The sequence below is a fragment of the Streptomyces sp. NPDC015139 genome (assembly GCF_043079785.1).
Lineage (GTDB): Bacteria > Actinomycetota > Actinomycetes > Streptomycetales > Streptomycetaceae > Streptomyces > Streptomyces albidocamelliae.
On record NZ_JBIBUW010000003.1, the window covers coordinates 145,291 to 170,696 of the forward strand.

The 25,406-nt window shown below is 72.5% G+C and carries 22 protein-coding genes; 14 read left to right on the top strand and 8 right to left on the bottom strand.

The genetic code is table 11. The features are described from left to right. Nucleotides 1-55: 55 nt before the first annotated feature. Both ACF08B_RS09495 and ACF08B_RS09500 read right to left on the bottom strand, forming a co-directional pair. Nucleotides 56-1,216, bottom strand: a complete 1,161-nt coding sequence (locus ACF08B_RS09495; RefSeq protein WP_392316825.1) for a serine hydrolase domain-containing protein — start codon at nt 1,214-1,216, stop codon at nt 56-58. A gap of 173 nt (nt 1,217-1,389) precedes the next feature. Then, on the bottom strand, nt 1,390-2,313 hold the full coding sequence (locus ACF08B_RS09500) for a hypothetical protein (protein ID WP_392316826.1): 924 nt from the start codon (nt 2,311-2,313) through the stop codon (nt 1,390-1,392). A gap of 201 nt (nt 2,314-2,514) precedes the next feature. On the opposite strand from ACF08B_RS09500, the gene ACF08B_RS09505 reads away from it, so the two are divergent. From ACF08B_RS09505 to ACF08B_RS09540, 8 genes are all read left to right on the top strand, one after another. Continuing rightward, nucleotides 2,515-3,672 (top strand): mandelate racemase/muconate lactonizing enzyme family protein, encoded by a 1,158-nt coding sequence (locus tag ACF08B_RS09505; RefSeq protein ID WP_392316827.1) that lies wholly within the window; start codon nt 2,515-2,517, stop codon nt 3,670-3,672. Beyond that, on the top strand, nt 3,669-4,682 hold the full coding sequence (locus ACF08B_RS09510; RefSeq protein WP_392316828.1) for a zinc-binding dehydrogenase: 1,014 nt from the start codon (nt 3,669-3,671) through the stop codon (nt 4,680-4,682). The genes ACF08B_RS09505 and ACF08B_RS09510 overlap by 4 nt, the downstream gene beginning before the upstream one ends. Nucleotides 4,683-4,821: 139 nt before the next feature. Continuing rightward, entirely contained in the window at nt 4,822-5,787 is a 966-nt protein-coding gene (locus ACF08B_RS09515; protein ID WP_392316829.1) for a hypothetical protein, read from the top strand. 38 nt (nt 5,788-5,825) lie between these two features. Further along, a complete protein-coding gene (chvE, locus tag ACF08B_RS09520) occupies nt 5,826-6,935 on the top strand; it encodes a multiple monosaccharide ABC transporter substrate-binding protein (RefSeq protein ID WP_392316830.1) in 1,110 nt (369 codons plus the stop codon). A gap of 43 nt (nt 6,936-6,978) precedes the next feature. Then, nucleotides 6,979-8,529, top strand: coding sequence for a multiple monosaccharide ABC transporter ATP-binding protein (mmsA, locus tag ACF08B_RS09525; RefSeq protein WP_392316831.1), 1,551 nt, complete (start codon nt 6,979-6,981; stop codon nt 8,527-8,529). Then, nucleotides 8,526-9,767, top strand: a complete 1,242-nt coding sequence (gene mmsB, locus ACF08B_RS09530) for a multiple monosaccharide ABC transporter permease (protein ID WP_392316832.1) — start codon at nt 8,526-8,528, stop codon at nt 9,765-9,767. Before mmsA ends, mmsB begins: the two co-directional genes overlap by 4 nt. Nucleotides 9,768-9,790: 23 nt before the next feature. Beyond that, a complete protein-coding gene (locus ACF08B_RS09535; RefSeq protein WP_392316833.1) occupies nt 9,791-10,939 on the top strand; it encodes an aldose epimerase family protein in 1,149 nt (382 codons plus the stop codon). Nucleotides 10,940-11,054: 115 nt separating this feature from the next. Continuing rightward, nucleotides 11,055-12,755, top strand: coding sequence for a pyridoxal phosphate-dependent aminotransferase (locus ACF08B_RS09540; protein WP_392316834.1), 1,701 nt, complete (start codon nt 11,055-11,057; stop codon nt 12,753-12,755). A 12-nt stretch (nt 12,756-12,767) separates the two neighbouring features. Here ACF08B_RS09540 and ACF08B_RS09545 read toward each other — a convergent pair whose 3' ends face one another. Together ACF08B_RS09545 and ACF08B_RS09550 are read right to left on the bottom strand one after the other, a co-directional pair. Further along, nucleotides 12,768-13,415 (bottom strand): DUF4360 domain-containing protein, encoded by a 648-nt coding sequence (locus ACF08B_RS09545; RefSeq protein WP_392162098.1) that lies wholly within the window; start codon nt 13,413-13,415, stop codon nt 12,768-12,770. Between the two features lie 168 nt (nt 13,416-13,583). Then, nucleotides 13,584-14,042, bottom strand: a complete 459-nt coding sequence (locus tag ACF08B_RS09550) for an Rrf2 family transcriptional regulator (protein ID WP_073893654.1) — start codon at nt 14,040-14,042, stop codon at nt 13,584-13,586. Between the two features lie 75 nt (nt 14,043-14,117). On the opposite strand from ACF08B_RS09550, the gene ACF08B_RS09555 reads away from it, so the two are divergent. The 3 genes from ACF08B_RS09555 (at nt 14,118) to ACF08B_RS09565 (ending at nt 19,048) form a co-directional block, all read left to right on the top strand. Further along, nucleotides 14,118-17,087: a beta-galactosidase gene (locus tag ACF08B_RS09555; protein ID WP_392316835.1), complete on the top strand. Its 2,970-nt coding sequence runs from the start codon at nt 14,118-14,120 to the stop codon at nt 17,085-17,087. 138 nt (nt 17,088-17,225) lie between these two features. Further along, nucleotides 17,226-17,828, top strand: coding sequence for a toxin-antitoxin system, toxin component family protein (locus ACF08B_RS09560; protein WP_392316836.1), 603 nt, complete (start codon nt 17,226-17,228; stop codon nt 17,826-17,828). Then, nucleotides 17,825-19,048, top strand: a complete 1,224-nt coding sequence (locus tag ACF08B_RS09565; RefSeq protein WP_392316837.1) for an MAB_1171c family putative transporter — start codon at nt 17,825-17,827, stop codon at nt 19,046-19,048. Before ACF08B_RS09560 ends, ACF08B_RS09565 begins: the two co-directional genes overlap by 4 nt. Before the next feature lie 14 nt (nt 19,049-19,062). On the opposite strand, the gene ACF08B_RS09570 is transcribed toward ACF08B_RS09565, so the two are convergent. Beyond that, nucleotides 19,063-19,908, bottom strand: a complete 846-nt coding sequence (locus ACF08B_RS09570) for an SMP-30/gluconolactonase/LRE family protein (protein ID WP_392316838.1) — start codon at nt 19,906-19,908, stop codon at nt 19,063-19,065. Continuing rightward, nucleotides 19,905-20,678, bottom strand: a complete 774-nt coding sequence (locus ACF08B_RS09575) for an IclR family transcriptional regulator (RefSeq protein ID WP_392316839.1) — start codon at nt 20,676-20,678, stop codon at nt 19,905-19,907. Before ACF08B_RS09575 ends, ACF08B_RS09570 begins: the two co-directional genes overlap by 4 nt. Before the next feature lie 167 nt (nt 20,679-20,845). Here ACF08B_RS09575 and ACF08B_RS09580 point away from each other — a divergent pair, with 167 nt between their 5' ends. Then, nucleotides 20,846-21,403, top strand: coding sequence for a hypothetical protein (locus tag ACF08B_RS09580; RefSeq protein ID WP_392316840.1), 558 nt, complete (start codon nt 20,846-20,848; stop codon nt 21,401-21,403). A gap of 24 nt (nt 21,404-21,427) precedes the next feature. Here ACF08B_RS09580 and ACF08B_RS09585 read toward each other — a convergent pair whose 3' ends face one another. Then, on the bottom strand, nt 21,428-22,258 hold the full coding sequence (locus ACF08B_RS09585; RefSeq protein WP_392316841.1) for an oxidoreductase: 831 nt from the start codon (nt 22,256-22,258) through the stop codon (nt 21,428-21,430). 94 nt (nt 22,259-22,352) lie between these two features. Here ACF08B_RS09585 and ACF08B_RS09590 point away from each other — a divergent pair, with 94 nt between their 5' ends. Then, entirely contained in the window at nt 22,353-23,288 is a 936-nt protein-coding gene (locus ACF08B_RS09590) for a LysR family transcriptional regulator (RefSeq protein WP_392316842.1), read from the top strand. Here the strand turns inward: ACF08B_RS09590 and ACF08B_RS09595 are convergent. Next, complete coding sequence (locus tag ACF08B_RS09595; protein ID WP_392316843.1) at nt 23,285-24,160, bottom strand: RimK family alpha-L-glutamate ligase; 876 nt, start codon at nt 24,158-24,160, stop codon at nt 23,285-23,287. The genes ACF08B_RS09590 and ACF08B_RS09595 overlap by 4 nt on opposite strands. A 141-nt stretch (nt 24,161-24,301) precedes the next feature. Between ACF08B_RS09595 and ACF08B_RS09600 the strand changes: the two genes are divergently transcribed. Continuing rightward, nucleotides 24,302-25,339, top strand: a complete 1,038-nt coding sequence (locus ACF08B_RS09600) for a protein phosphatase 2C domain-containing protein (protein WP_392316844.1) — start codon at nt 24,302-24,304, stop codon at nt 25,337-25,339. Nucleotides 25,340-25,406: the final 67 nt, after the last annotated feature.

A 25,406-nucleotide genomic window follows, 5' to 3' on the forward strand; every position in this document is an offset into this window, starting at 1 on the left:
ACGTGGGGTGCGGCCTCTTCCGTGGTCTGTGCCCGCCCGGGTTCCCCGCCGCCCGCTAGCGCGCGGCCAGGGCGGCCCGGTGCACCGCCGCCACCAGGCGGTCGTTCTCCGGGGCCGCGCCGCCCGGGAAGGCGAACCGGCGCCGGGTGTAGCCGTAGGCGATGCCGCTGCGCGGGTCGGCGAAGGACTGGACGCCGTTCGCGCCGCTGTGGCCGATCGTGCCGGCGCCGAGGAAGGAGTGCCAGGTGTCGGCGGTCGCCTGGAAGCCCAGGCCGAACGATGCGTGCATACGGGCCACCAGGTCGTGGCCGGCGGAGTGGATCTGCCCGAACTCCGCGACCGTGTCCTCCTTCAGCAGCGGGGCCTTGCCGTCGACCTCGCTGATCGCCGCCGCGTACATCCCCGCGAGACCCCGCGCCGAGCCGACCCCGCCCACCGAGGCCGGGCCCCTGGCGCGGATCAGCCGCTCGTTCGCCAGGCCCTCCAGATCGGTCGGCTGGGTGCCGTGCCGGTTGAAGGCGATCGCGGCGAGGGTGTGCGGACCGGCCGGCAGCCCGTCGAGGAGGGCCCGCTGCGCCGGGGTCGGCAGCATCGGCCGGACGGAACGGAAGCGCGGCTCGTGCCCGGCGGGCAGGCCGAGGTGCAGATCCAGGCCGTAGGGGGCGCGGATCCGTTCCTCGTACAGCTCCTGGACGGTACGGCCCGTCGCCCGCCGGACGACCTCTCCGGTGAGCGCGCCGATCACCAGGGCGTGGCAGCCGAAGGCCGTGCCCGGCCGCCAGAACGGCCGCTGGTCGGCGAGGCGCTCGGCGATCACCCGGTCGTCGGCCAGTTCGGCGGGGGTGAACCCGGTGTCGGTGCCGATCAGTCCGGCGCGGTGCGCGAGCAGGTCCCGCAGGGTCAGCGCGCCCTTGCCCTCGGCGGCGAACTCGGGCCAGTAGTAGGTGACCTTGCGGTCCAGTTCCAGCGTGCCGTCCTGCACGAGCAGCGCCGTGACCAGGTGGGCCGCGCCCTTCGTGGCCGAGTAGACACCGTAGAGCGAGTCGCCCGCCGTGCCCTCCCCCGTCCACAGGTCCACCACGGGGCGCCCGTGGAGGTACGCGCACAACTGGCCCTCGTAGTCGTCCCGTTCCCCGGCGACGAAGGCGGCGAACTCCTCGCGCACCGCCTCGAAACCCTCGGCTACCGTGCCGTGGACAGTGGTCTCCTGCGTCATCCGCTCTCCTCAACTGAGCCGTGCTCGCCGCTCCCCCTCGGCACAACGCCGTCCGGATCAGGGCGTTTCCTGGATCGGTACGGCGAGAGGTGCCCTTACGACTCAACCGTCAGCCGGACGCGGGGCCGTCGGGGACAGGACGGGAAGGTGGTGCGCGGCCCGCCCGGGGCGGCTCAGGTGCACCACCACAGGAAACGGTTGCAGGTCTTGGTGGGGGACGGCCGCGGGGTGGGGTCGGAGGTCGTCGGTGCGGCCGTCGGGGTGGCGGCGGGCGGGGTCGTGGCCGGCGCGGCGGGGCCGCCCGCGGTGGCGCCGGCACCCGTCGTGGCCTGCTGCTGCGCGGCGCCGGTGTCCTCGGCGGACGGGGACGCGGAGTCCTTCTCCTTCGGGGACTTCGAGGCGGACGCGGAGGCCGAGGCACTCGCGGAGGCGGAGACGGAGGCGCCGGGGGTGGCGCCGGAGCCGTCGTCGAGCGGCCGGGCCGTGCGCCCCGGCGCGGCGGAGGGCGAGCCGCCGTCGACCGTGGTGCCCCGGGCCGCGGCCGGCGGGTCCTCGGTGAACGGCGAGAAGGGCGCGTCCGTGCCCAGCTCGGCGAGGCTGAGTCCGCCCGCGGCCAGGACGAAGCCGGCGGCTATCAGCAGGGTCCGGCGCCGTCTGCGCCGGTGCGCCGCGGCCTTGCGGTCACGGCGGCTGGAGTCGGCCTCGGCGGGGCTCACGGTGGCGGCGCCGCGCTGTCTGCGCCGGGCGGCCCGGCCGCCGGCCCGGGGCTCGCCCGGGGACTCCGGCGCTTCCGGTTCCTCGGGAGCCTCCGGTTCCGCCGGCCCCGCGGCGCCGCCCGGCCCGTACCCGGACGTGCCGTCGTACCCCCCGGTGCCGGCGTACTCCTGCGCGCCGTCGTACCCGTGCGTGGTCCCGTGGTCCTGGGCCATCCCGTGGCCCGTCGCAGGGATGGGAGCACCGTAGGGCTCACCCGCGCCCGTGTGGGCGTGGCCGGCCGGGGCGTGGGCGGGCACGGCGAGCCGCTCGGCCGGTGCGCCGCACCCCGGGCAGGCCAGAGCGCCGTTGAGGTGCCGTTGGCACGGGTGGCAGAAGTCCATGACGCGGGAAGACTAGAGTCCGCATGGGTCGAGTTCCCAGTCAGCTCTGTGAAGGTTTCGTAGGGGAGCGGAAGAACTCCCGCACGCCGTGCCGGAACCGTTACCTGTTCGACCCATTGACACCCCCACCGCGCCGTCCTTACTGTCACGCCAGCATTTCGAACATGTGACGAAATCTCGAACAGCTGAGAGGCAACTGCCGTGCGCATCACCGGAATCAGCACGCACGTGGTCGGCACGCCCTGGCGCAACCTGACCTACGTCCAGGTGCACACCGACGAGGGCATCACGGGAGTCGGCGAGACCCGGATGCTCGGTCACACCGACGCGCTGATCGGCTACCTGCGGGAGGCCGAGGCCAACCACATCCTCGGTTCGGACCCGTTCGCCGCCGAGGACCTCGTGCGCCGCATGAAGTACGGCGACTACGGGCGGGCCGGCGAGATCGTCATGTCCGGCATCGCGGTGATCGAGACGGCCTGCTGGGACATCAAGGGCAAGGCGCTCGGCGTACCGGTCTGGCAACTGCTGGGCGGGAAGGTCACGGACCGGGTCAAGGCGTACGCCAACGGTTGGTACACGACCGAGCGGACCCCGGAGGCCTACCACAAGGCCGCGCAGGAGGTCGTCGAGCGCGGCTACAAGGCGCTGAAGATCGACCCGTTCGGCACCGGGCACTTCGAGCTCGACCACGACCGGACCCTGTACGCCGTCTCCCTCATCGAGGCCGTACGCGACGCGATCGGCCCGGAGGCCGAGCTGATGCTGGAGATGCACGGCCGCTTCTCCCCCGCCACCGCCGTCCGGCTGGCCAGGGAGATGGCCCCGTTCAGGCCGGCCTGGCTGGAGGAGCCGGTGCCGCCGGAGAACCTCAAGGCGCTGGAGAAGGTGGCCGCCAAGGTCGACATCCCGGTCGCCACCGGCGAGCGCATCCACGACCGGATCGAGTTCCGCGAGCTGTTCGAGAGCCAGGCCGTGGACATCATCCAGCCCGACGTCGGCCACCTCGGCGGCATCTGGGAGACCCGGAAGCTGGCCGCCACCGCGGAGACCCACTACATGCTGGTCGCCCCGCACAACGTGGGCGGGTCCGTACTGACCGCGGCTTCCCTCCAAGTCGGCTTCACCTCGCCGAACTTCAAGATCCTTGAGCACTTCAACGACTTCGCGGACGCGGAGATCAAGAAGGTGGTCAAGGGCGCCCCGGAGGTCGTCGACGGGTACTTCCACCTGTCCGACGCACCGGGGCTCGGCGTCGAGCTGGACGTCGACGCGGCGGCGGAGTTCCCGCAGCAGCAGGCCCGGTTCGACCTGTGGGCCGAGGGCTGGGAGCAGCGCAAGCCGAAGGACACCCAGTGAGTTCGCCGGGCTCGCGGGTCGTCGTCGAGGCGCCGGGCGTCCACCGGGTCGAGGAGCACACGCCCCGGCAGCCCGGCCCGGGCGAGGCGCTGGCGGCCGTGCACGCGGTCGGCATCTGCGGCAGCGACCGCGAGGTGTACCAGGGCAACCGGCCCGAGGGGTACGTGCGTTACCCGCTCACCCCCGGACACGAGTGGGCCGGCACGGTCCGGGCCGTGGGCGCCGGAGTCCCCGTGACGCTGGTCGGCCGCAAGGTCGTCGGCGAGGGTTTCCGGAACTGCCAGGTCTGCGACCGCTGCCACGCGGGCGAGACCACGCTGTGCACGGACGGCTACGAGGAGACGGGCTTCACCCAGCCGGGCGCCATGGCCGCGACGCTCACCCTGCCGGCCCGGCTGCTGCACGTCCTCGCGGACGACGCCGACCTCACCGCGGCCGCCCTGCTGGAGCCGGCCGCCTGTGTGGCGGCCGCGGCGCTGAAGGCCGGCGCCCGGCCGGGCGAGCGGGTCGCGGTGGTCGGTACCGGCACGCTCGGGATGTTCGCCGTGCAGTTCCTGAAGGCCGTCTCGCCCGGGGAACTGCTGGTGGTGGGCACCGGACGGGACCGTGAGGCGCTGTCCCGGGGTTACGGGGCCACGGACTTCCGGACCCGGGACCAGGAACTCCCCGGCGACTTCGACGTGGTGGTCGAGACCGCCGGGTCCGCGTCGGCCGCGCGCACCGCCGCCTCCCTGCTCAGGCGGGGCGGACGGCTGGTCCTGACCGGTATCCCGGCACCCGGCGCGGACGGCCTCGACCCGACCGACCTCGTCGTACGGCAGCTGGAGGTGCACACCGTCTTCGGGGCGCCGCCGGACGCCTGGGCGCACACCGTGCGGGTGTTCGGCGCCGGACTGCTGGACCCGCTGCCGCTCGTCACGCACGAGCTGCCGCTGACCGAGTTCTCGCGGGCCATCGAGTTGGTCGGGGCCGGCGACCCCAAGGTGGGCAAGGTGCTGCTCCGCCCCTAGCCGTACGCCGGCCGGGGCGTGACCTGACGGCGCCCCGGCCGGCGTACCGGGAGGGCCGCTTCTTTCGCGGCACCGGCAGGACCCCCCTCCGTCCCGAGTTGCGAACCACGTCCGAAATACCGAACACGAAGGACAGCCCGTGACCGACGCTTCCGCCCCGGCGGCCCGCAGGCCCGGTGAGCAGGTGCTCTCCGCCCTCGGCCTGGGCGCCCCCGCCCTCGATCCCGCCGACGCCTCCGCCCACAGCTTCCCGGGCGGCGGCCGCTGGCGCACCGAGATCCCCTCGTGCGAGGGTCCCGAGGCGCTGGCGATCGTGCTCAAGGAGGCCTCGCGCCTCGACGTGCCGATCCACCGGATCAGCCAGGGCAGCGGCGTGTGGATGCTCACCGACGCCGAGATCACCGAGATGGTCGAGGCGACCGCCGAACGCGACATCGAGCTCTGCCTGTTCACCGGCCCGCGCGGCACCTGGGACATCGGCGCCTCGGTGCGGTCCGACTCGCGGGGGGCCGGACTGCGCGCCCGCGGCCACGACGCCGTCGCCGGCTGCCTGGAGGACGCCGTCCGCGCCACCGAACTGGGCGTCCGCTGCCTGCTGGTGGCCGACGAGGGCGTGCTGTGGACCCTGCACCGGGCGCGCGAGGCGGGGATCATCCCGGCCGGCACCACGCTGAAGGTCTCGGCGCTGATCGGCCCCGTCAACCCGGCCTCGTACGCCGTCTACGAGCAGCTCGGCGCCGACTCGGTCAACGTGCCCAGCGATCTGACGCTGGATCACCTCACCGAGATCCGCCGGGTGTCCCGCGCCCCCATGGACATGTACATCGAGGCCCCCGACGACCTCGGCGGCTACGTGCGGATGTACGAGGTCGCCGAACTGATCCGGCGCGGCGCACCGCTCTACCTGAAGTTCGGTCTGTCCAAGGCCCCCGGCATCTACCCGTGGGGGACCCATCTGCGGGACGTGACCCTGGACACCGCCCGGGAGCGGGTGCGGCGCGGCCGCCTCGCCCTGGACCTGCTCGCCCGGCACGGCGCGGACGGCGACATGGCGCCGCTCGGCTCCCGGCTGCCCGGCCCGCTCCACCGCTTCACCACCGCCTGACCCCCTCCCGACGCCGAGACGACCAAGGACTGATCATCATGCGCAACCGCAGAGCCGCACTCGCCGCGACGGCCGCAGCCGCCTCGCTCGCCCTGACGCTGACCGCCTGCGGGCAGAGCGGCGAGGGGGGCAGCAAGGAGAAGTCGGGCGGCACCAAGGGCGCCACCATCGGCATCGCGATGCCCACCAAGTCCTCGGAGCGCTGGATCTCCGACGGCAAGAACGTCGTCAAGGACCTGGAGGCCAAGGGCTACAAGACCAAACTCGTCTACGGCGAGGACGACCCCGAGCAGCAGGTCTCGCAGATCGAGAACCTGATCACGCAGGGCGTCAAGGGACTGATCATCGCGGCGATCGACAACAAGTCCCTGAACAGCGTGCTCCAGCAGGCCGCGGACGCCGACATCCCGGTCATCAGCTACGACCGCCTGATCCTCGGCTCGCGGAACGTCGACTACTACGCCTCCTTCGACAACGAGAAGGTCGGCAGGCTCCAGGGCCAGTACATCGTGGACAAGCTCGGACTGAGCAAGGGGAAGAAGGGCCCGTTCAGCATCGAGCTCTTCGCCGGCTCCAACGACGACAACAACACCCGGTACTTCTTCGACGGCGCGATGAGCGTCCTGAAGCCGTACATGGACAAGAAGCAACTGGTCGTGCGGTCCGGCCAGACCGCTCTCAACAAGGTCACCACCCTGCGCTGGGACGGCGCCACCGCCCAGCGGCGCATGGACGACATCCTCACCTCCTCGTACAAGAGCGAGAAGGTCGACGCCGTCCTGTCGCCCTACGACGGCATCTCGATCGGCGTGCTGTCCGCGCTGAAGTCGGACGGCTACGGCTCGGGGAGCAGGCCGCTGCCGGTCATCACCGGCCAGGACGCCGAGCTCGCCTCCGTGAAGTCGATCATCGGCGGCCAGCAGACGCAGACCGTCTACAAGGACCTCCGCAAGCTCGCCGAGGTCGCCTCGACGATGGTCGACGACGTACTGAAGGGCAAGAAGCCGCAGGTCAACGACACCAAGTCGTACGACAACGGCTCCAAGGTCGTCCCTTCCTACCTGCTCCAGCCGGTGAGCGTCGACAGGACCAACTACGAGGAGGTCCTCGTCAAGGGCGGCTACTACACGGCCGCCCAGCTCAAGTAGTCCCGCCGACCGCCCGACCCCACACTGATTGGAAGGCACGACCATGGCGGGACCCGTCCTGGAAATGCGCTCGATCGTCAAGACCTTTCCCGGTGTCACAGCGCTCTCGGACGTCTCACTGACGGTAGGTCAGGGCGAGGTCCACGCCATCTGCGGCGAGAACGGCGCCGGCAAGTCCACCCTGATGAAGGTGCTCTCCGGCGTCCATCCGCACGGCAGCTACGAGGGAGAGATCCGCTTCGAGGGAGAGCTCTGCCGCTTCAGGGACATCCGGGCGAGCGAGCAGCGCGGCATCGTCATCATCCACCAGGAGCTGGCCCTGGTGCCCTACCTCTCGCTGGCGGAGAACATCTTCCTCGGCAACGAGCACGCCACGCGCGGCTTCATCAACTGGAACGACACGCTGGGGCACGCCGCCGAACTGCTGCGCCGGGTCGGTCTGACCGACCATCCGGAGACCCGCGTCGCCGACATCGGCGTGGGCAAGCAGCAGCTCGTGGAGATCGCCAAGGCGCTGTCGAAGAAGGTGCGGCTGCTCATCCTGGACGAGCCGACGGCGGCCCTGAACGACGAGGACAGCGGCAAGCTCCTCGATCTCATCCTGGAACTGAAGAACCAGGGCATCACCTCGATCATCATCTCCCACAAGCTGGGCGAGATCCGCCGGGTCGCCGACTCGGTGACGATCATCCGCGACGGGCGCTCCATCGAGACACTCGACGTGCGGGCCCCGGACACGACCGAGGACCGGATCATCAGCGGCATGGTCGGCCGCGACCTCGACCACCGCTTCCCCGAACGCACCCCGCACCGCGCGGAGGAGGGCGCCGCCGCGGCCCTGGAGATCCGTGACTGGACCGTGCGCCACCCGATCGACCAGCAGCGCAAGGTGGTCGACGGGGTGTCGCTCACGGTCCGGCGCGGCGAGATCGTCGGCATCGCGGGCCTCATGGGGGCCGGCCGCACCGAGCTCGCCATGAGCGTCTTCGGGCGGTCCTACGGCCGGTACGCGGGCGGCACGGTCCTCAAGGACGGCGAGGAGATCCGGACGAAGACCGTCGCCGAGGCGATCGGGCACGGCATCGCCTACGTCACCGAGGACCGCAAGCACTACGGCCTCAACCTCATCGACACCATCAACCGCAACATCTCACTGACCTCGCTGCGCCGGGTGGCCCGGCGCGGTGTGGTCGACGAGCACGAGGAACGGCGGGTCGCCGAGCGGTTCCGCGCCTCCATGAACATCAAGGCGCCGACCGTCTTCGAGCCCGTGGGCCGGCTCTCCGGCGGCAACCAGCAGAAGGTCGTCCTCAGCAAGTGGATCTTCGCGGAACCGGACGTGCTGATCCTGGACGAGCCGACGCGCGGGATCGACGTCGGCGCCAAGTTCGAGATCTACACGGTCATCGACAGGCTGGCCGCCGAGGGCAGGGCGGTCGTCTTCATCTCCTCCGAGCTGCCGGAGCTGCTCGGCATGTGCGACCGCATCTACACGATGGCCGCCGGACGGCTGACCGGCGAGTTCTCGCGGGCCGAGGCATCCCAGGAATCGCTGATGCGCCAGATGACGAAGGACAAAGAGGTATCCCGATGAGCACGGACGTGACTGCCAGGACCCCGGCCCCGGCCCCGCCCGGAAAGGGCGGCGAGGCCCCCGGCGGCCTGCTGCGGCTGATGCTGGACGGCCTGCGCAACAACATGCGGCGGTTCGGCATGCTGATCGCGCTCGGTCTGATCGTGGTCCTGTTCTCGGTGTGGACCGACGGCGACCTGCTGCTGCCGCGCAACGTCTCCAACCTGGTGCTGCAGAACAGTCACATCCTGATCCTCGCGATCGGCATGATGCTGGTGATCATCGCGGGTCACATCGACCTGTCGGTCGGCTCGCTGACGGCGTTCATCGGCGCGTTCGCCGCCGTCCTCACGGTGCAGCACGGGGTGGCCTGGCCGGTCGCCCTGGTGCTGTGCCTGCTGGTGGGTGCGGTGGCCGGCGCGGTGCAGGGCTTCATGATCGCCTATTTCGGCATACCCTCGTTCATCGTCACCCTCGCCGGGATGCTGATCTTCCGCGGTCTGACGGAGATCTTCCTTCAGGGCCAGACCCTCGGCCCGTTCCCGGCCGGTCTGGAGAAGCTGGGCAACGGCTTCCTGCCGGAGACCGGACCGGACACCAACTACCACAACATCACCCTGCTGCTGGGCATCGCCCTGATCGTCTTCACGGTCGTGCAGGAGTTCCGCGACAGGAAGCGTCAGCAGGAGTTCGCCCTGGAGGTGCTGCCGCGGAACATCTTCCTGCTCAAGCTCCTCGCCATCGGTGCCGCGATCCTCGTCGTCACGATGCTGCTCGCCAGCTACAAGGGCGCGCCGATCGTGCTGATCGTCCTCGGCGCGCTGGTCGTCGGCTACGGCTACGTGATGCGCAACGCCGTCTTCGGCCGTCACATCTACGCGATCGGCGGCAACCTGCCGGCGGCCAAGCTGTCCGGCGTGAAGGACCGGAAGGTCACCTTCTGCGTCTTCCTGAACATGGGCGTGCTCGCGGCTCTCGCGGGCCTGGTGGTCGCCGCCCGGCTGAACGCGGCCTCGCCGAAGGCGGGTCTCAACTACGAGCTCGAGGCGATCGCCTCGTCGTTCATCGGAGGCGCGTCGATGAGCGGCGGTGTCGGCACCGTCCTGGGCGCCATCATCGGCGGTCTCGTCCTCGGTGTGCTGAACAACGGCATGAACCTCCTCAGCGTCGGCACCGACTGGCAGCAGGTCATCAAGGGCCTTGCCCTGCTGGTGGCGGTCGGCTTCGACGTGTGGAACAAGCGCAAGTCCGGTTCGTAAGCGCCCAGACAACGGAGTCGCACATGGAACTGAACAGACGCACCGTCATCGCCGGCACCGCCGCGGCCGGCCTCGCCGCCACCGCCGCCGGTACGGCCCACGCCTCCTCGGGGAGGAAACCGGTGAAGGAGCTCTTCGGCACCCTCGCCGACGGCACGAAGGTCCACCGCTGGTCGCTGGAGAACGGCGGCACCCGGCTGAAGGTCCTCTCCTACGGCGGCATCGTCCAGTCGCTGGAGATCCCGGACCGGCACGGCCGGTACGCGAACGTCTCCCTCGGCTACGACGACCTCGCCGCGTACGTCGCCGGGACGACCTTCTTCGGCGCCACCATCGGCCGCTACGGCAACCGCATCGCCAAGGGCCGGTTCACCCTGGACGGCAGGACCTACCAGCTGTCCGTCAACGACGGCGAAAACAGCCTGCACGGCGGCGCCGAGGGCTTCGACACCAAGGTGTGGGACGTCGAGCCGTTCACCGCGGGCCCGGACGTCGGCCTGCGCATGTACCGCACCAGCCCCGACGGCGAGATGGGCTACCCCGGCACGCTGCGGACGAAGGTCACCTACACGCTGACCCGGCACGGCGACTGGCGGATCGACTACGACGCCGTCACCGACCGGCCGACGGTCGTGAACCTCACCAACCACACCTACTACAACCTCGCGGGCGAGGGCAGCGGCAGCATCTACGACCACGAACTGTGGCTGGGGGCGGGCCGGTACACCCCCACCGACGCGGGACTGATCCCCACCGGCGAGCTGGCGAGGGTCGCGCACACCCCGTTCGACTTCACCCGGACCAAGCCGATCGGCCGCGACATCCGCGTCGGCCACGCCCAGTTGGTGACCGCCAAGGGCTACGACCACAACTTCGTGCTCGACAAGGGCGTGACCGCCCGTCCCGAGCACGTGGTGACGCTGCGCGACCCGGGCTCGGGCCGCACCCTGCGGATCCTCACCGACCAGCCGGGCGTGCAGTTCTACTCGGGCAACTTCCTCGACGGCACCCTCGTCGGCCCGTCCGGACACACCTACCGGCAGGGCGACGGGCTGGCCCTGGAGACCCAGCACTTCCCGGACTCGCCGAACGAGCCGTCGTTCCCCTCCACCGTGCTGCGGCCGGGACAGAGGTACCGGACGACGACCATCCACACGTTCGGGGCGAGGTAGCGCCACGGGCGTGAAGTGGCTCACGTGCCGCGTGAGTTGAACGCCACCCGGCCCGCCTCCGTATCCAGGGGTGGCCCGTGCTCCCCCGCACGGGCCACCCCGAACGGAGGTCCCCTTGTCCGGCAACGTCACCTCGTTGTTCCGCGGCACCGCCGCGCACAGCCCTTCGATGGCGGCGCTGACGCGGGAGGGCGGCGACGGGACCGGCCCGGTGGACTTCTGCATCCCCTGCAACCCGTACTTCCCCACCCCGGCCATGTTCGACGAGATGTCGGCCCGGCTGCGCGAGATCGTCACGTACTACCCGAGCAGCGCCGACACCATCACGGCCGAGCTGTGCAGCCTGCTCCGGCTGCCGCCGCAGTGCGTGGCGATGGGCAACGGCTCCACGGAGCTGATCACCTGGATCGACCACCTCCTCGTCCGCGAGTCGCTGGCGATACCGGTCCCCACCTTCGGCCGCTGGACCGACCAGCCGATGGAGACGGGCAAGCGGGTCGACATGTTCCCGCTCCAGGAGGCCAACGACTTCGCCCTTGACCTCGCCCAGTACGCCGAGTTCATCCGCGTGCGCAAGACGCGGGTGGCCGTGATCTGCAACCCCAACAACCCCGACGGCGGCTGTCTGCGCCGCCAGCAGGTGGTGCAGTTCATGGACGCGATGGCCGACCTGGACCTGGTGGTGATCGACGAGTCCTTCCTGGAGTTCGCCGACGCGGAGACCGAGCCGAGCGTCGTCCAGGAGGCCATGCTGCGCCCGAACGTCGTCGTCCTGCGCAGCCTCGGCAAGAACTTCGGCCTGCACGGCATACGCTTCGGCTACCTCGTCGCCAACCCGGCGCTCGCGGGCCGGATCCGCTCGATGCTGCCGAAGTGGAACCTCAACTCCTTCGCCGAGCACGTGGTGTTCATGCTGAAGGAGCACGGCGCCGAGTACGCCCAGAGCCTCCAGCAGGTGCGCCGGGACCGGCTGGAGATGGCCAGCCAGCTCTCCGCGCTCCCCGGCCTCACGGTCTACCCCTCCCAGGGCAACTTCCTCTTCGTCCGTCTCCCCGTGGGGGCCGAGGGCACGGTGGTCCGGGACCGGATGCTCACCGAGCACCGGATCCTGGTCCGCGAGTGCGGCAACAAGATCGGCTCCTCCAGCCGCTTCCTGAGACTCGTGGTGCGCCCCCAGGTCGACGTGCGTCGCCTGGTGTCCGGCCTGGAACAGGTGCTCTACGGGTCCAGGAGGGGAGCCGCCGTACCCGAGCTGGGCACCGGGACCAGCTACAGCTCGGGTACGGCGGCGGTGGACCGCCTGATCAACGAGACCAACGGGGCCGGTGTGCCGGGGCTGGCGGCCCAGGCCCTCGGCGCCGGTCCCGCCCCGGCCGCCGGCACCGGCATGCCGCTCCCCGCCGCGGCGTCGCCGACCGGCGGCGGGATGCCGATGCCGGCGGCAGCCCAGCCGTCGCCCGTGCCCGCGCCGGTACCGGCGCCGGTACCGATGCAGGTGCCCGCGCAGATGCCGGCGCCCGCGCAGTTCCCGGTGCAGCAGCCGCCGGCACCCCAGCAGATGCCGGTGCCGGCGGCCGCCGCCATGCCGGCGCCCGCGCCCGTCCCGGTGCAGGCACCCGTCCCGGCGCCGGCGGCCGTGGTGGCACCGACTCCGCCCGGCGTCCCGGCGCGCGGCGGGCTCACCGCGGCGCAGGTGCGCGGCATGACGGCCCCCGCCACCCCGGCCCCCGCCACGGGGCTGTCTCCGGCCCCGGCGACGGGCTGGCCCAACGCCCAGAGCTGGCCGAACGCGGCGGGGATGGGGCAGACGGGCTAGCCGGACCGCGGACTAGTGCGGGCACTCCTTCCATGCCAGGTGGTAGACGGTGCTGATGTCACCGTCGGTCGAGTCCATCGTCATGAAGCTGACCTTGCCGGGGTTGGCGCTGCCCGCGTTCACCCTGAGCTCCGTGTTGATGTTGAAGTTGCGCAGGACCCCGCAGGGCGCCCAGACCAGCTGGGCCCAGTCCGTGGTGTCGGTGGCCTGCCAGTCGTCGTTGTAGGGCCCGCCGTAGGGGTGGGACAGGGGCACGGTGGTCGGGGACCCCTGGAAGTAGTACGAGGCCTTCTGCGTCGCCGTCGCGCCGGGCTGGAGCGAGAGGAAGCCCCGGTAGTCGGCGCTGGCGATCGCGTACGTGAAGCCCTGGGGCACGTGGACCACCAGGTTGAGCTGGCAGTTCTTACGGAAGGCCGTGGGATCGGAGTTGCCGCCGGCCTGGGCCAGGTAGGCGCTGTACGTGACCGTGAAGGCCGTGTTGTCCGGCGACACGGCCACGGCGGCCGTACCCGCGGGACAGCCCGAGCCGTTCACCGTCGCCACGTCGATGACGATCTTGTCCGGGGGCGGGTCGTCGAACACGGGGGACGAGCTCTGGGCAGGTAGCGCGGTGGTGAGTAGAGCGGCTACGGCGCCGCTCAGGAGGAGTCCACCAGCCATCGTTTCTCCCGGTTGTCGAGTGGGGGGTCATGCCTCCGCCCGCCCGTTCACCCTTGAAGAAACTGTGCGTCAACCGTGAAGGAGGAAGGGAGGCGTGGGTAGCGTAGAAAGCCCCACGAGCACCGGGCAGAGCGAACTCAGGCCATTCACTTCCGGGTTTTCACTCGGTCACGGGTTCTCCCACGCCGCCGGTTCCGCCGCCAGCGCCCGGACCGGCTCGGGCAGGGCGTCCGCCGCGAGGTCGGCGACCGTGACGCCCTCCAGGATCCGGCGCACGTTGGCCCGCAGGGCGATCCACAGGGGCAGCAGGGGCTGGGCCGTACCGGTGTAGGAGAGCGAGGTCGGGCGCTCGCCGCGCACGGAGACGATGGGACCGTCCACGGCCCGGACGACGTCCGCCACGGTGATCGCCGCCGCGTCCCGCGCGAGCCGGTAGCCGCCGCCCCCGCCCCGCCGGCTGTCGACGACCCCCGCGCGCCGCAGATCGCCCAGGATCCCTTCCAGGAACTTGTGCGGGATGTCCTGGACGGCGGCGATTTCCTCCGCCTTCACCGGGCCGTTACCCTGCCGTACGGCCAGCTCCAGTACCGCCCGTACCGCGTAATCCGCCCGCGCCGAGATCCTCATGTGTCCATTGTGGGGCGTACCCGCGTGGAGAATGGCCGCACCCGCGCCCCGTACGATCGCCCGGGAGGATCCACCTTGGCGCTCAGCAGACGTACCTTCAGTGCCCTCGCCGGCTCGGCCGCGCTCGGCCTCGCCCTGGGCGGCAGCGGCGGCCCCGGCGCGCCCTCGGCCTTCGCGGGCGGCACCGCGCCGACCGGTCCGGCGCCCGAGCCGCCGAGCGCCGACGGCGAGCGGCACACCATCGGGTACGACCGCTACTCGCTGCTCGTCGACGGCAAGCGGCTGGTGGTGTGGTCGGGCGAGCTGCACCCCTTCCGGCTGCCGAGCCCGTCGCTGTGGCGCGACGTGCTCCAGAAGATGCGGGCCCACGGCTACAACGCCGTCAGCATCTACGTGGCCTGGAACTACCACTCCCCCGCGCCCGGCCGGTACGACTTCACGGGCGTGCGGGACCTCGACCTGTTCCTGCGCATGGCCGCCGAGACGGGGCTGTACGTCATCCTGCGTCCGGGTCCGTACATCAACGCCGAGGTCGACGGGGGCGGCTTCCCGGGGTGGCTCACGGCGGCGAAGGGCACGGCACGCACCTTCGATGCGGACTACCTCGCGCACGTGGACGCGTGGCTGTCGCAGGTGAACCGGATCGCCCGCCGGCATCTGTTCACCCGGGGCACCGGCACGATCCTGCTGTACCAGATCGAGAACGAGTACGACTCCCACGTCACCGAGGCCGCCGGCCGGGACTACATGTCCCACCTGTACAAGAAGGTCCGCGCGGACGGGATCGACGTGCCGCTGTTCCACAACGACAAGGGGCGCAACGGCTACTGGGTCCCCGGCTCGTTCGACACCGGCGGCGACAAGGGCGGCTGGCTGTACGGGTTCGACGGCTACCCGTCGCCGTCCCAGACCCCGCCGGACTGGGGGCACTTCGGGTCCGGCGGCCCGAAGGGCGGGGCCACCGCCTCGCCGGCGACGCCCGGGTTCGTGCCCGAGTTCGGGGGCGGCTGGTTCGACCCGTGGGGCGGTGCCTGGTTCGACGGCAAGGGGTACGCCGAGTCGCGGCGCACCCGGGACGCGGCCTACGAGCGCCGCTTCTACCTGACCAACCTCGCCAACGGCCTGACCCTGCACAACGTCTACATGACGTTCGGCGGCACCTCCTGGGGGTGGCTGCCCGCACCGGTCGTCTACACCTCGTACGACTACGGGGCCGCGATCGACGAGGGCCGCAACGTCACCGACAAGATCGCCCCGATGCACCAGCTCGGGCATCTGCTGCAACGCGTGCCGGACTTCGCCAAGCTGGACAAGGCGTCCGAGGTGAAGGCCGAGGGCGTGAAGGTCTACCACCTGGCCAACCCGGACACCGGGGCGCAGGTGTACATCGCGCGCAACGACGGCACCGACGCGGTCACCACGGACCTGCCGACCGACGCCGGGGACCTGCGGATCACCGTGCCCGGCAAGGACGCCAGGCTGGTGACGACCGGGCTCTCGGTGGGCCGGCGGACGGTGAAGTACTCCACCGCCGAGCCCGTGCTGCACCTGTCGGCGGGGCGGCAGGACATCGCCCTGTTCTCGGGGCGCCGCGACGACATGGCCGAGCTGGTGCTGAAGTGCCCGGTCGAGCCGTTCGTGCAGCGCCTCGACCCGGAGGGCGCCTGGATCTACGACCGCAACGAACTGCACGTGAGCGCGCCCCTCGGCCAGGGCGGGCTGACCCGGGTGCTGGTGCAGAACGGCGAGAGCGAGACCCCGCTGCTGCTGCTCTTCGCCGACGACGCCACCGCCGTCCGGCTCTTCCCCTACGACACCCCCTCCGGCACGCTGCTGGTGTACGGCCCGAAACTGCTGCGCCACGTCGAGGTGCACGGTTCCGAGGTCCGGCTGACGGGCGACGTCACCGAGACGGCGACCGTGGAGGTGTGGGGGCCGCGCGGGATCGACAAGCTGGTGTGGAACGGGCGGACCCTGCCCACCCGCACCACCCTGGCCGGCAGCCTGATGACCACGGGTCTGCTGCCCGAGGTGCCCGAGGTGGAGCTGCCCAAGCTGGGCGGCTGGCGGATGCGTACGGAGAACCCGGAGGCGGGCCCGAGCTTCGACGACTCGTCGTGGCGGGTCGCCGACAAGAAGACGTCGTACAGCACCACCGAGGTGCCCGAGGGGCAGCCGGTGCTGTTCGCGGACGACTACGGCTTCCACTACGGGGACGTCTGGTACCGGGGCGCCTTCAGCGGCTCCGAGGGCCTGGAGGAGATCTCGCTCGCCTACCGCACCGGCACCCAGGGCCTGCTGATGGCCTGGCTGGACGGGGAGCCGCTGGGCACGCACCGGATGCCCGTGCCGAACAAGACCACCACCATCCGGCAGGGCAGCTGGGCCGACACCGCGGTCCTCCCGGTGCGCGAGCGGCTGCGCTCGCCCGGCCGGCACGTGCTGTCGGTGCTGGTCCGGCGCATGCAGCACGACCAGGACGGCAAGGCGCTCGACACCCACAAGGCGGCACGCGGACTGACCGCCGTCTCCTTCGCGGGGGCCGCGCCGGACGTCACCTGGCGCATCCAGGGCGAGGCGGCCCCGGACCCCGTGCGCGGGCCGATGAACAACGGCGGGCTGTACGGGGAACGGGAGGGCTGGCACCTGCCGGGCTTCCGGGACCGGGACTGGGAGGCGGTGACCCTCCCGCGGGCCGCGCGGTACCAGGGCGTGACCTGGTACCGGACCACGTTCCGGCTGGCGGTGCCGGCCGATGTCGACGCGTCGATCGGGCTGACCCTGGAGGACGACCCGTACCGGGCCTACCGGGCGCAGATCTTCCTCAACGGCTGGAACATGGGCCAGTACGTCAACAACGTCGGCCCGCAGCACACCTTCGTGCTGCCGAACGGCATCCTGCGCACCCGGGGCGCCAACACGCTCGCGCTGGCGGTCCTCTCGGAGTTCACCACGGACTCGGGGCCCGGCAAGGTGGGCCTGACCCTGCTGGGCAGGGCGGCCGGCGGCGTACCGGTGGACCCGGTGCCCTCCCCCGGCCGCTGAGGCCCCGGGCGCGGCCCTGCCGCCGGTGCTCACGCGGTGGTCGCGCCCCGGACGACGGTCGCCTCATCGCATGACGCGGACACATCCGGGCGCGTACGCTCGGACCGGCCGCCGTACCGGCGGTGGGGAGGGAGACCGATGGACTTCGCGGGCGCGCGACAGCGGTCGGCACGCCTGGCCGCACGGCTGCGCCGCTCCCGCCCCGGCCCGGGGATGCGCTCCCTGTCCGGTCGTCTCGCCGCCGCCGTCCAGGCCCGGCCCGAAACCCCCCGCGGAGTACGGGAGCTGGGCCGCGCCCTGTGCGAGGAGATGAGCGTGCTGCGCGGCGGACGCCCGGTCGAGCTGCGTTTCGAACGGTTCCCGGACGAGATCGAGGTCACCGGGCTCTGGGTGGAGTTCACCGACTTCGACCTGGTCATCGTGGAGGAACGGGCCGAGGCCCTGCAGCAACTGGTCATCCTCGGGCACGAGTTGTGGCATCTGCACGCCGGGCACCGGCATCAGCACCCGGCCGGGGCCGCGGTGGCCCGCGCCTTCGCCGACGCGCCCGGCTGGCGGGACATGGCGCTCACGGTGGCCGCGCGCAACGGCTCCCGGGAGTCCGACGAGGCCGAGGCCGACGACTTCGGGCACCGCCTCGCCACCCTGTTCCGCCGCCAGGTGACCGGCGCCGGCGACGCCCCGCCGGGCCCCGTGCAGCGTGCCCTCGGCTACCGCGGACGGGGCGGAGCCGCGCGGTGACCCGGCTCGCCCTCGACCCCTCGGCGCTGCTCGACGAGTTCTACATCTCCTTCTGGATCCCGACCGCGGTCCTCGCCGTCGCGCTGGTGGTCAAACTGCCCTCGATCATCCGGCTGTGGCGGGACCCGCTGCTGCGCGCCGTCGGCGGCCTGCTGCTGCTGGCCGGCGCGGTCTTCGTGTTCTGCACCCCGTCCACCATCGTCCGGGTGAACCGGCTGACGGGGGTGCCCAACATCGCGGCGCCCTGGTGCTATTCGCTGATCACCGCGATGTCCGGCTTCTGCCTGCTGCTGCTCGTCGCCTGGCGCAACGGCCGGTACGACCGCTCGGCGGCGACCCGGCAGGCGCTGCGCCGGGTGGTGTCGGCGTACGGCGGGGTGATCGTCGCGCTGTGGGTGCTGTTCCTGCTCGCCGACGCCCCCGAGGAACGGGTGCGGGACCTGGACACCTACTACGCCGGCACCCCCTTCATGCGCGAGGAGATCCTGCTCTACCTCGTCGCGCACGGCGTGGCCTGTCTGATCACCTCACGGCTCATCTGGGACTGGGCGCACACCGAGGGCCTGGACGCCTGGCTGCGCCGGGGGCTGAAACTGCTGGGCGCCGGGTACGCGCTCAACCTGATCTTCGACGGGGCCAAGCTGACGGCGGTGTTCGCGCGCTGGTGCGGGCGTGACCTGGACTGGCTGAGCACGAACCTGGCACCGCCGCTCGCCGCGCTGTCCGCGATCCTGGTCGCGGCCGGCTTCATCCTTCCGCACGCCGGCCAGTATGTGCAGGACCGCAGGCGGGTCCGGCTCGCCCACCGCGAACTGCGGCCGCTGTACCGGCTGATGCGGGCCGTGAGCGGCGAGGGCGTGCCGTTCACCCTGCGGGGCACACCGGAGCTGCGGCTGACCCGGCGCGAGACGTTCATCCGGGACGTGCTGCTGCCGCTGGCCCGGCGCATCGACGCGGACCTCGGGACACGGGCGTACGACGCCGCGCTCGCGCTGGGGCATCCGCCGGAGCGGGCGCGGGCGCTGGCCGCCGCGGTGGGCATCCTGGACGCGGTCGAGAGCGGGGCGGGCCGGAGGTCCGAGCCGGTGGCGGGGCCCGACCCCACGAGCCTGCTCCGCGAGATCGCCGCGATCTCCGGCGCGTTGCGGCATCCGGGGACGGTGGAGGCGGTCCGGTCCTCGGCGGCCGTGCCGGAGGACCGGGCCGCGGGGGTCGTCTAGGCCGGGGCGACCGGTCAGCCCGCGAACGCCGGCTGGGGGAGGCCCTGGCCGGCGTCCGGGATCACCAGGAGCGAGCCGGCCACGGGGTGCGGTGACGGCAGACCCACGCGGGCCGTCGTCACGTACAGGTCGGTCAGCGCGGCGCCGCCGAACGCGCAGGCCGTGGTCCGCGGTGTCGGCAGGGTGATCTCCCGGTCCAGTTCGCCGGCCGGTGTGTAGCGGCGCACCGCTCCCCCGTCCCACAGCGCCACCCACACGCAGCCGTCCGCGTCGACCGTCAGGCCGTCCGGGAAGCCCGCGCCCTCCTCGATCTCCACCAGCGGGCGGCGGTCGCGCACCCCGTCGGCGTCGTGGTCGAAGACGTCCACGCGACGCGTCGGGGTGTCGATGTAGTACATCAGCCGGCCGTCCGGACTCCAGCCGGTGCCGTTGCTGACCGTGACGTCCGGCAGGACCGTCGCCGCGGTGCCGTCCCCGGTCAGCCGGGACAGCGTGCCGCCCCCGGTCGCCTCGTCGTACCGCATGGTGCCCGCCCAGAGGGAGCCGTCGGGTGCCACCGCCGCGTCGTTCCCGCGGCGGCCGGGCACCGGCTCGCGGCGCAGCCAGCGGAACGTGCCGTCGGGGTCCAGGAGCCCCACCCCGTCCCGGAGGTTGAGCACCAGACCGCCGCCCGCCCGGGGCTTGGCCGCACCGATGTGCTGGCCGGTCGTGCGCACCGTGCGCCGGCCGGTCGACGGGTCGTAGGTGTGGACGCGCGCGCCGAGGATGTCGAGCCAGATCAGCCGGCCGGAGACCGGGTCCCAGGCCGGGCCCTCCCCCAGCGTCGCCCCGGCCCGCACCGCGACCTCGTACGCCGTCATACCGCGCTCCGGTGGCCCAGCCGCTCCGAGAGCTCGGCGGCGCCCTTCACGGCGAGCCGCTCCAGCTCGGCGCGGCGCTCCTCGCTCCAGCGGATCATGGGCACGGAGATGGACAGGGCGGCGACGACCTGGCCGGTGCGGTCGCGGACCGGCGCGGCCACGCAGGAGACGTCCGGGTTGGACTCGCGGCTCTCCACGGCGATGCCCCGCTGCCGGATCTCCGCCAGGGCCTCGCGCAGCGCGGCGGGCCCGGTGATGCTGTTCGGGGTCATCGCGGTCAGCTCGGCGCCGTCCGGGATCCGGGCGGCCAGCTCCTGCTCGGGCAGGGAGGCGAGCAGCATCTTGCCGACGGAGGTGCAGTGGGCGGGGAGCCGGCGGCCGGCGGCCGAGACCATGCGGACGGCGTGCGTGGAGTCGACCTTGGCGATGTAGATGACGTCGGTGCCCTCCAGGATGGCCACGTGCACCGTCTCGTCGCAGGTCTCGGCGACCGAGCGGGCCACCTGCTGGCCCTCGGCGGCGAGGTCGAGCTGCTCCGCGTAGCGGCTGCCGAGCTGGTACGGGCGCACCCCGAGCCGGTACCGTCCGGGCTGTCCGGGGACCTGCACGATGTACGAGCGTGCCGCGAGGGTGGTGACCAGCTCGTGCACGGTGGTGCGCGGCAGTTGCAGCCGGCGCACGATGTCGGGGGCGGAGAGCGTCCCGTCCCCGTCGAGGAACAGCTCCAGAATGTCGAGAGCCCGGGTCACGGCAGGCACGAGACGTCCCACGGCCGGCCCCCTCCCTTGGGTCTAGGCGCCTGTACGGGATGTCGGAGTCGGCAACCCGATGTTCGAGATTTCAACAGGCGATCGGCATGACGAACACAGGCTAGTCATACCGGGTTCCGCGGGCAATGGTCTCCGAGCACGCCCGTGCGCCCGGGCACCATGGGGGCATGCCACTCGACTTCCAGCTGGTGCTGCTGCGCCGCATGGCCGACCACAACCCGGACCTGGTCGAGGACGCCCGGCGGCGGCTCGGGGTGTCGCTCGCCGAGATGCGGGAGACCAACAAGCGCTGGCAGGCCATGGTCCGTTCGCCGCGCTCCCGGTCCGCGGCCGCACGCTACCGGTCGGTCCTCGGCGAGCCGGAGTCGGTCGTCCCGCGCCGGCTCGGGGACGTCGACTGCGAGGCCCGCCGATGGGCCCTGTCCCTCTGGCCCGACCTGCTCTTCGAGGTGCTGGTCGGGCCGGACGGCGGTGTGTGGAACGAGTGGCTGGTGCGGGCGCCCGGCGCCCCGGCGGCGCGACCGGAGACCCTCGACGACCTCGTCCCCTGGTCCTGCACCGTGGACGAGGCCGCCCGCGCCTTCGCCCCGGCCCGCCCCCTGGAGGGCACGGCACCCACCCGGTGGGGGCTCGCGTTCACCGCCCCCGACCGGGAGGGCGTACGGCACGAGGTGGTCGCCGAGTTCACCTGGGGCCTGCTGCAGCGGTCGGCCGTCGTCGGCTGACCCGCCTCGGCCGGCCGCGCCGGCTCAGTCCTCGAACCCGGTCGCCCTGGTCCGCTTCTCCCAGGCCGTGACGTCCTCGCGGACCTGGTCGAGGTGGGCCAGCACCGCGCTCACCCCGTCGTCGCCGAGCGGCAGCCGCAGCGGGGTGCGCTCCCCCCCGAGCGCGGCCAGGATCAGCGCCGCGGCCTTGGCCGGGTCGCCGGGCTGCGTGCCGTCGCCACCGGAGACGAAGCCGCGGGTCTCGCCCACCTTCGCGTACACCCCGCTGTCCGCGCTGGCCCCGGCCCGGCCGGCCTCCATCAGCGAGGTCCGGAATCCGCCCGGCTCCACGATCAGCACCTTGATCCCGAACTCGGCCACCTCGTCGGCGAGCGCCTCGGAGATGCCCTCCAGCGCGAACTTGGTCCCGCTGTACGCCCCGAAGCCCGCGAAGGACATCTGCCCGCCCATGCTGCTCATCTGGACGATCGCCCCCGAGCGCCGCTCCCGCATGTACGGCAGCACCGCCCGCACGAGCGCGGTCGGACCGAAGACGTGCAGGTCGAACAGGTCCCGCAGTTCCCGCTCCGTGGTCTCCTCGACCGCGCCGACGTGGGTGCGGCCCGCGTTGTTGACCAGCACGTCGATCCGCCCGTGCCGGGCCACGACGTCCCGTACGGCGACCTCCAGCGCGGCCGTGTCGGTCACGTCCAGGCGCAGCGCCTCCACCTGGTCGGGGTGGGCGGCCACCAGGTCCTCCAGCGCCTCGGGGTGCCGGGCCGCGCCGATCACCACATCGCCCGCCGCCACGGCCGCCTCGCCGATCGCCCGTCCGAAGCCGCTGCTCGCCCCGGTCACCAGCCATACCCTGTTCATCACAACTCCCCGTGCGTCTCGTCCTTCTCGACGTCCCCCAGCCTCCCGCCGCGCCCCATTGCCCGTCCAAGACCCGTGGTGATAACCAACGGCTATGACCAGTGACGTCCACGGCCGCGAACTGCGCTACTTCGTCGCGGTCGCCGAGGAGCTGCACTTCACCCGGGCGGCCGAGCGGCTGTACGTCTCCCAGCCCGCGCTGAGCAAGCAGATCCGGGCGCTGGAGCGGCAGTTGGGGACGGAGCTGTTCCGGCGGGACCGGCACGGGGTGGCGCTGACGGGTGCCGGTGAGGCGCTGCTGCCGCACGCCCGGAAGGTGCTGGCCGCGTGGGAGGCGGGCGCGGCGGCGGTGGAGGCGGCCAGGGCGGCGGAGCGCAGCACGCTCATGGTCGGCATGAGCACCAGTCCGGGGCGGGGCGGACTGCTGCCGGCGATCCGCTCCCGCTTCACCGCCGCGCATCCCGGTGTCACGGTCCGGCTGCGCCAACTGAGCTGGGACGATCCGACGGCGGGTCTGGCGGGCGGCGGCACGGAGGTCGCGTTCGTGTGGCTGCCGCTGCCCGACGAGGAGCGCTACGCCTGGACGGTGGTCGCCGAGGAACCCCGGCTGCTCGCCCTCCCGGAGACGCATCCGCTGGCCGCCCGGGCCGAGATCGACTTCGCCGACGTGCTGGACGAGCCGTTCCTGGCCCTGCCGGAGAGCGCGGGCGTGCTGCGCGACCACTGGCTGGCCGTGGACGCGCGGGCGGGCCGGGCGGCCCGGATCGGCGCGGAGATCGCCGGTGCCGAGGAGACGTACGAGGCGCTGGTCGCGGGCCTCGGGGTCTGCCTGGTCGCCGCGGGCAACGCCCCGCTGGTCCGTCTGGGCGGGGTCACCACCCGCCCGCTGCGGGGCGTCGGCCCGAGCCGGTACGCGCTGGCGTGGCGCCGTGAGGACGGCGGACGGCCCCTGGTGCGGGCGTACGCGGGGGCGTGCCGGGCGACGATGGGGGCCGCCGGCCGGGACGGCGCCCGGACCCCGCCGCGCTAGTCGCGTTCCGCCGCCGCCAGGATCGCCTCCGTCACCCGGGGCAGGGAGGCCGGGTGGAGCCACAGGAACAGGTTCGGTTCGACCAGTTCCAGTTCCATCAGGCGGGGCTCGCCGTCCTCGCCGTCCACGAGGTCCACGCGGGCGTACAGCAGCCCGGATCCACCGGGGACGGTGGCCAACGCCTTCTCCGCGACGGCGAGTTCGGCGTCCGTTGGCTGCCAGGGCACCAGGTCGGGGTGGGGCATCTTGTCGGCGTCGTAGGGGGTGCCGGGTGTGAGGACGGCGCCCTTGCGGCTCGCGTGCAGCAGCCGGCCGCCGAAGAACTGCAGGGCCCGCTCCCCGCTGACGTCGATGCCCCGCACGTAGGGCTGCACCATCGCGGTGAAGCCCTCGGCGTGCATGCGCGCGAGCTGCCGTACCGCCGTGTCGTGCTCGCCGGGGGTGTAGCGGGCGGCGAACCGCGCCCCCGCGCCCGAGGTCGGCTTGATGACGAACTCGTGGCCGTCGGGCAGGTCGGCCGGTTCGCCCGGGGCGATGTAGCGCGTCGGGACGGTGGGCACCCCGGCCGCCGCCAGCTCCCCCAGGTACCGCTTGTCGGTGTTCCAGCGCACCACCGGGGCCGGATTGGCGAGCCGGGTCAGCGCGCCGACCCGCTCCACCCAGGCCGCGAACTCCGCGGCCCGCCAGCTGTAGTCCCAGGTGGAGCGGATGACGACGAGGTCGTAGCCGCCCCAGTCCGCCTCCGGGTCGTCCCAGAACCGGGCCTCGGCCTCGGCCCCCGCGTCCCCGAGCGCCCGCACCAGCACCGCCAGATCGGGGTCGCGGACGGGCTCGGTCCCGGGGTCGTAGGTGGCGAGGGCGATGCGGGGCACGGCGGACTCCTTGTCGTACGGCGTCTCGGTCGGGTGATCTACGCGGCGAGGCTAACAACCGGACGCGGAACCGGGACAGGGGGTTTGACCTTCACCTTCGGTGAAGCCCCACCATCGGTGGCGGACGAGGAGGAGCACGGAATGGACATCGAGTTCCTGACGATCGGCGCCTTCGCCCGCGCCAGCCGGCTGTCGCCGAAGGCCCTGCGGCTGTACGACGAGCTGGATCTGCTGCGGCCCGCCCGGGTCGACCCGGACACCGGCTACCGGTACTACGCGGCCGGTCAGCTCGGGCGGGCCCGGCTGGTGGCCTGGCTGCGGCGGCTGGGCATGCCGCTCGCGGAGATACGCGCGGTGTGCGCCCTCGACGCGGCGGGCGCCGCGCCGGCGATCCGGGCCTACTGGGAGCGGGTCGAGGCGGAGACGGCCGTACGGCGGGATCTCGCCGCGTTCCTCGTCCACCAGCTGACCGGAGCGACGGGAAGGGAACCCCTCACCATGCTGGAACTGCGTCATCACGCCCACTCCGACCGTGGGCAGGTCCGTCCGGCCAACCAGGACACGGTCCACGCCGGCCGCCGGCTGCTCGCCGTCGCGGACGGTTTCGGCCCCGCGGGGGCGCCGGCGAGCAGCGCGGCGGTGGCGGCGCTGCGGTATCTGGACGACGCCGAGGAACTCGCCGCGGGAGGTGTGCTGCACCTGCTGGAGGACGCGGTGCGCTCCGCCGGTGAGGCCGTCGGGGATCTGGCGGGCGGCGGCGAGGTCGGCACCACGTTGACGGCGCTGCTGTGGACGGGCGCGGAGCTGGCCCTCGCGCACATCGGGGACTCACGGGCGTATCTGCTGCGGGACGGGGAGCTGAGCCGGATCACCCGGGACCACCGGGTGCAGCCGGAGTCGCTGCTGCTGCTCAAGGCGCTGACCGGCGGGGACGCCCCGGTGCCCGATCTGCGGCTGCAGGAGGTCCGGGAGGGGGACCGGTTCCTGCTGTGCTCGGACGGGCTGACCGAGGTGCTGCCGGACGCGCGGATCGCGGCGCTGCTGGCCGCCGGGGCGCAGCCCGAGCGGACGGTGCGGCTGCTGGTCGAGGAGGCCAACGCCGCGGGCGGTCCCGACAACGTGAGCTGCGTCGTCGCCGACGTCGTCGTGTCCGGCCGCACGTCCGCCCCCGTGGGCTGAAGAACCGCCCCGGCTGCCCGGCGCGGGGCACGAGCCGCGATCGCAGCGGACCCGAGCACGGTCGTGG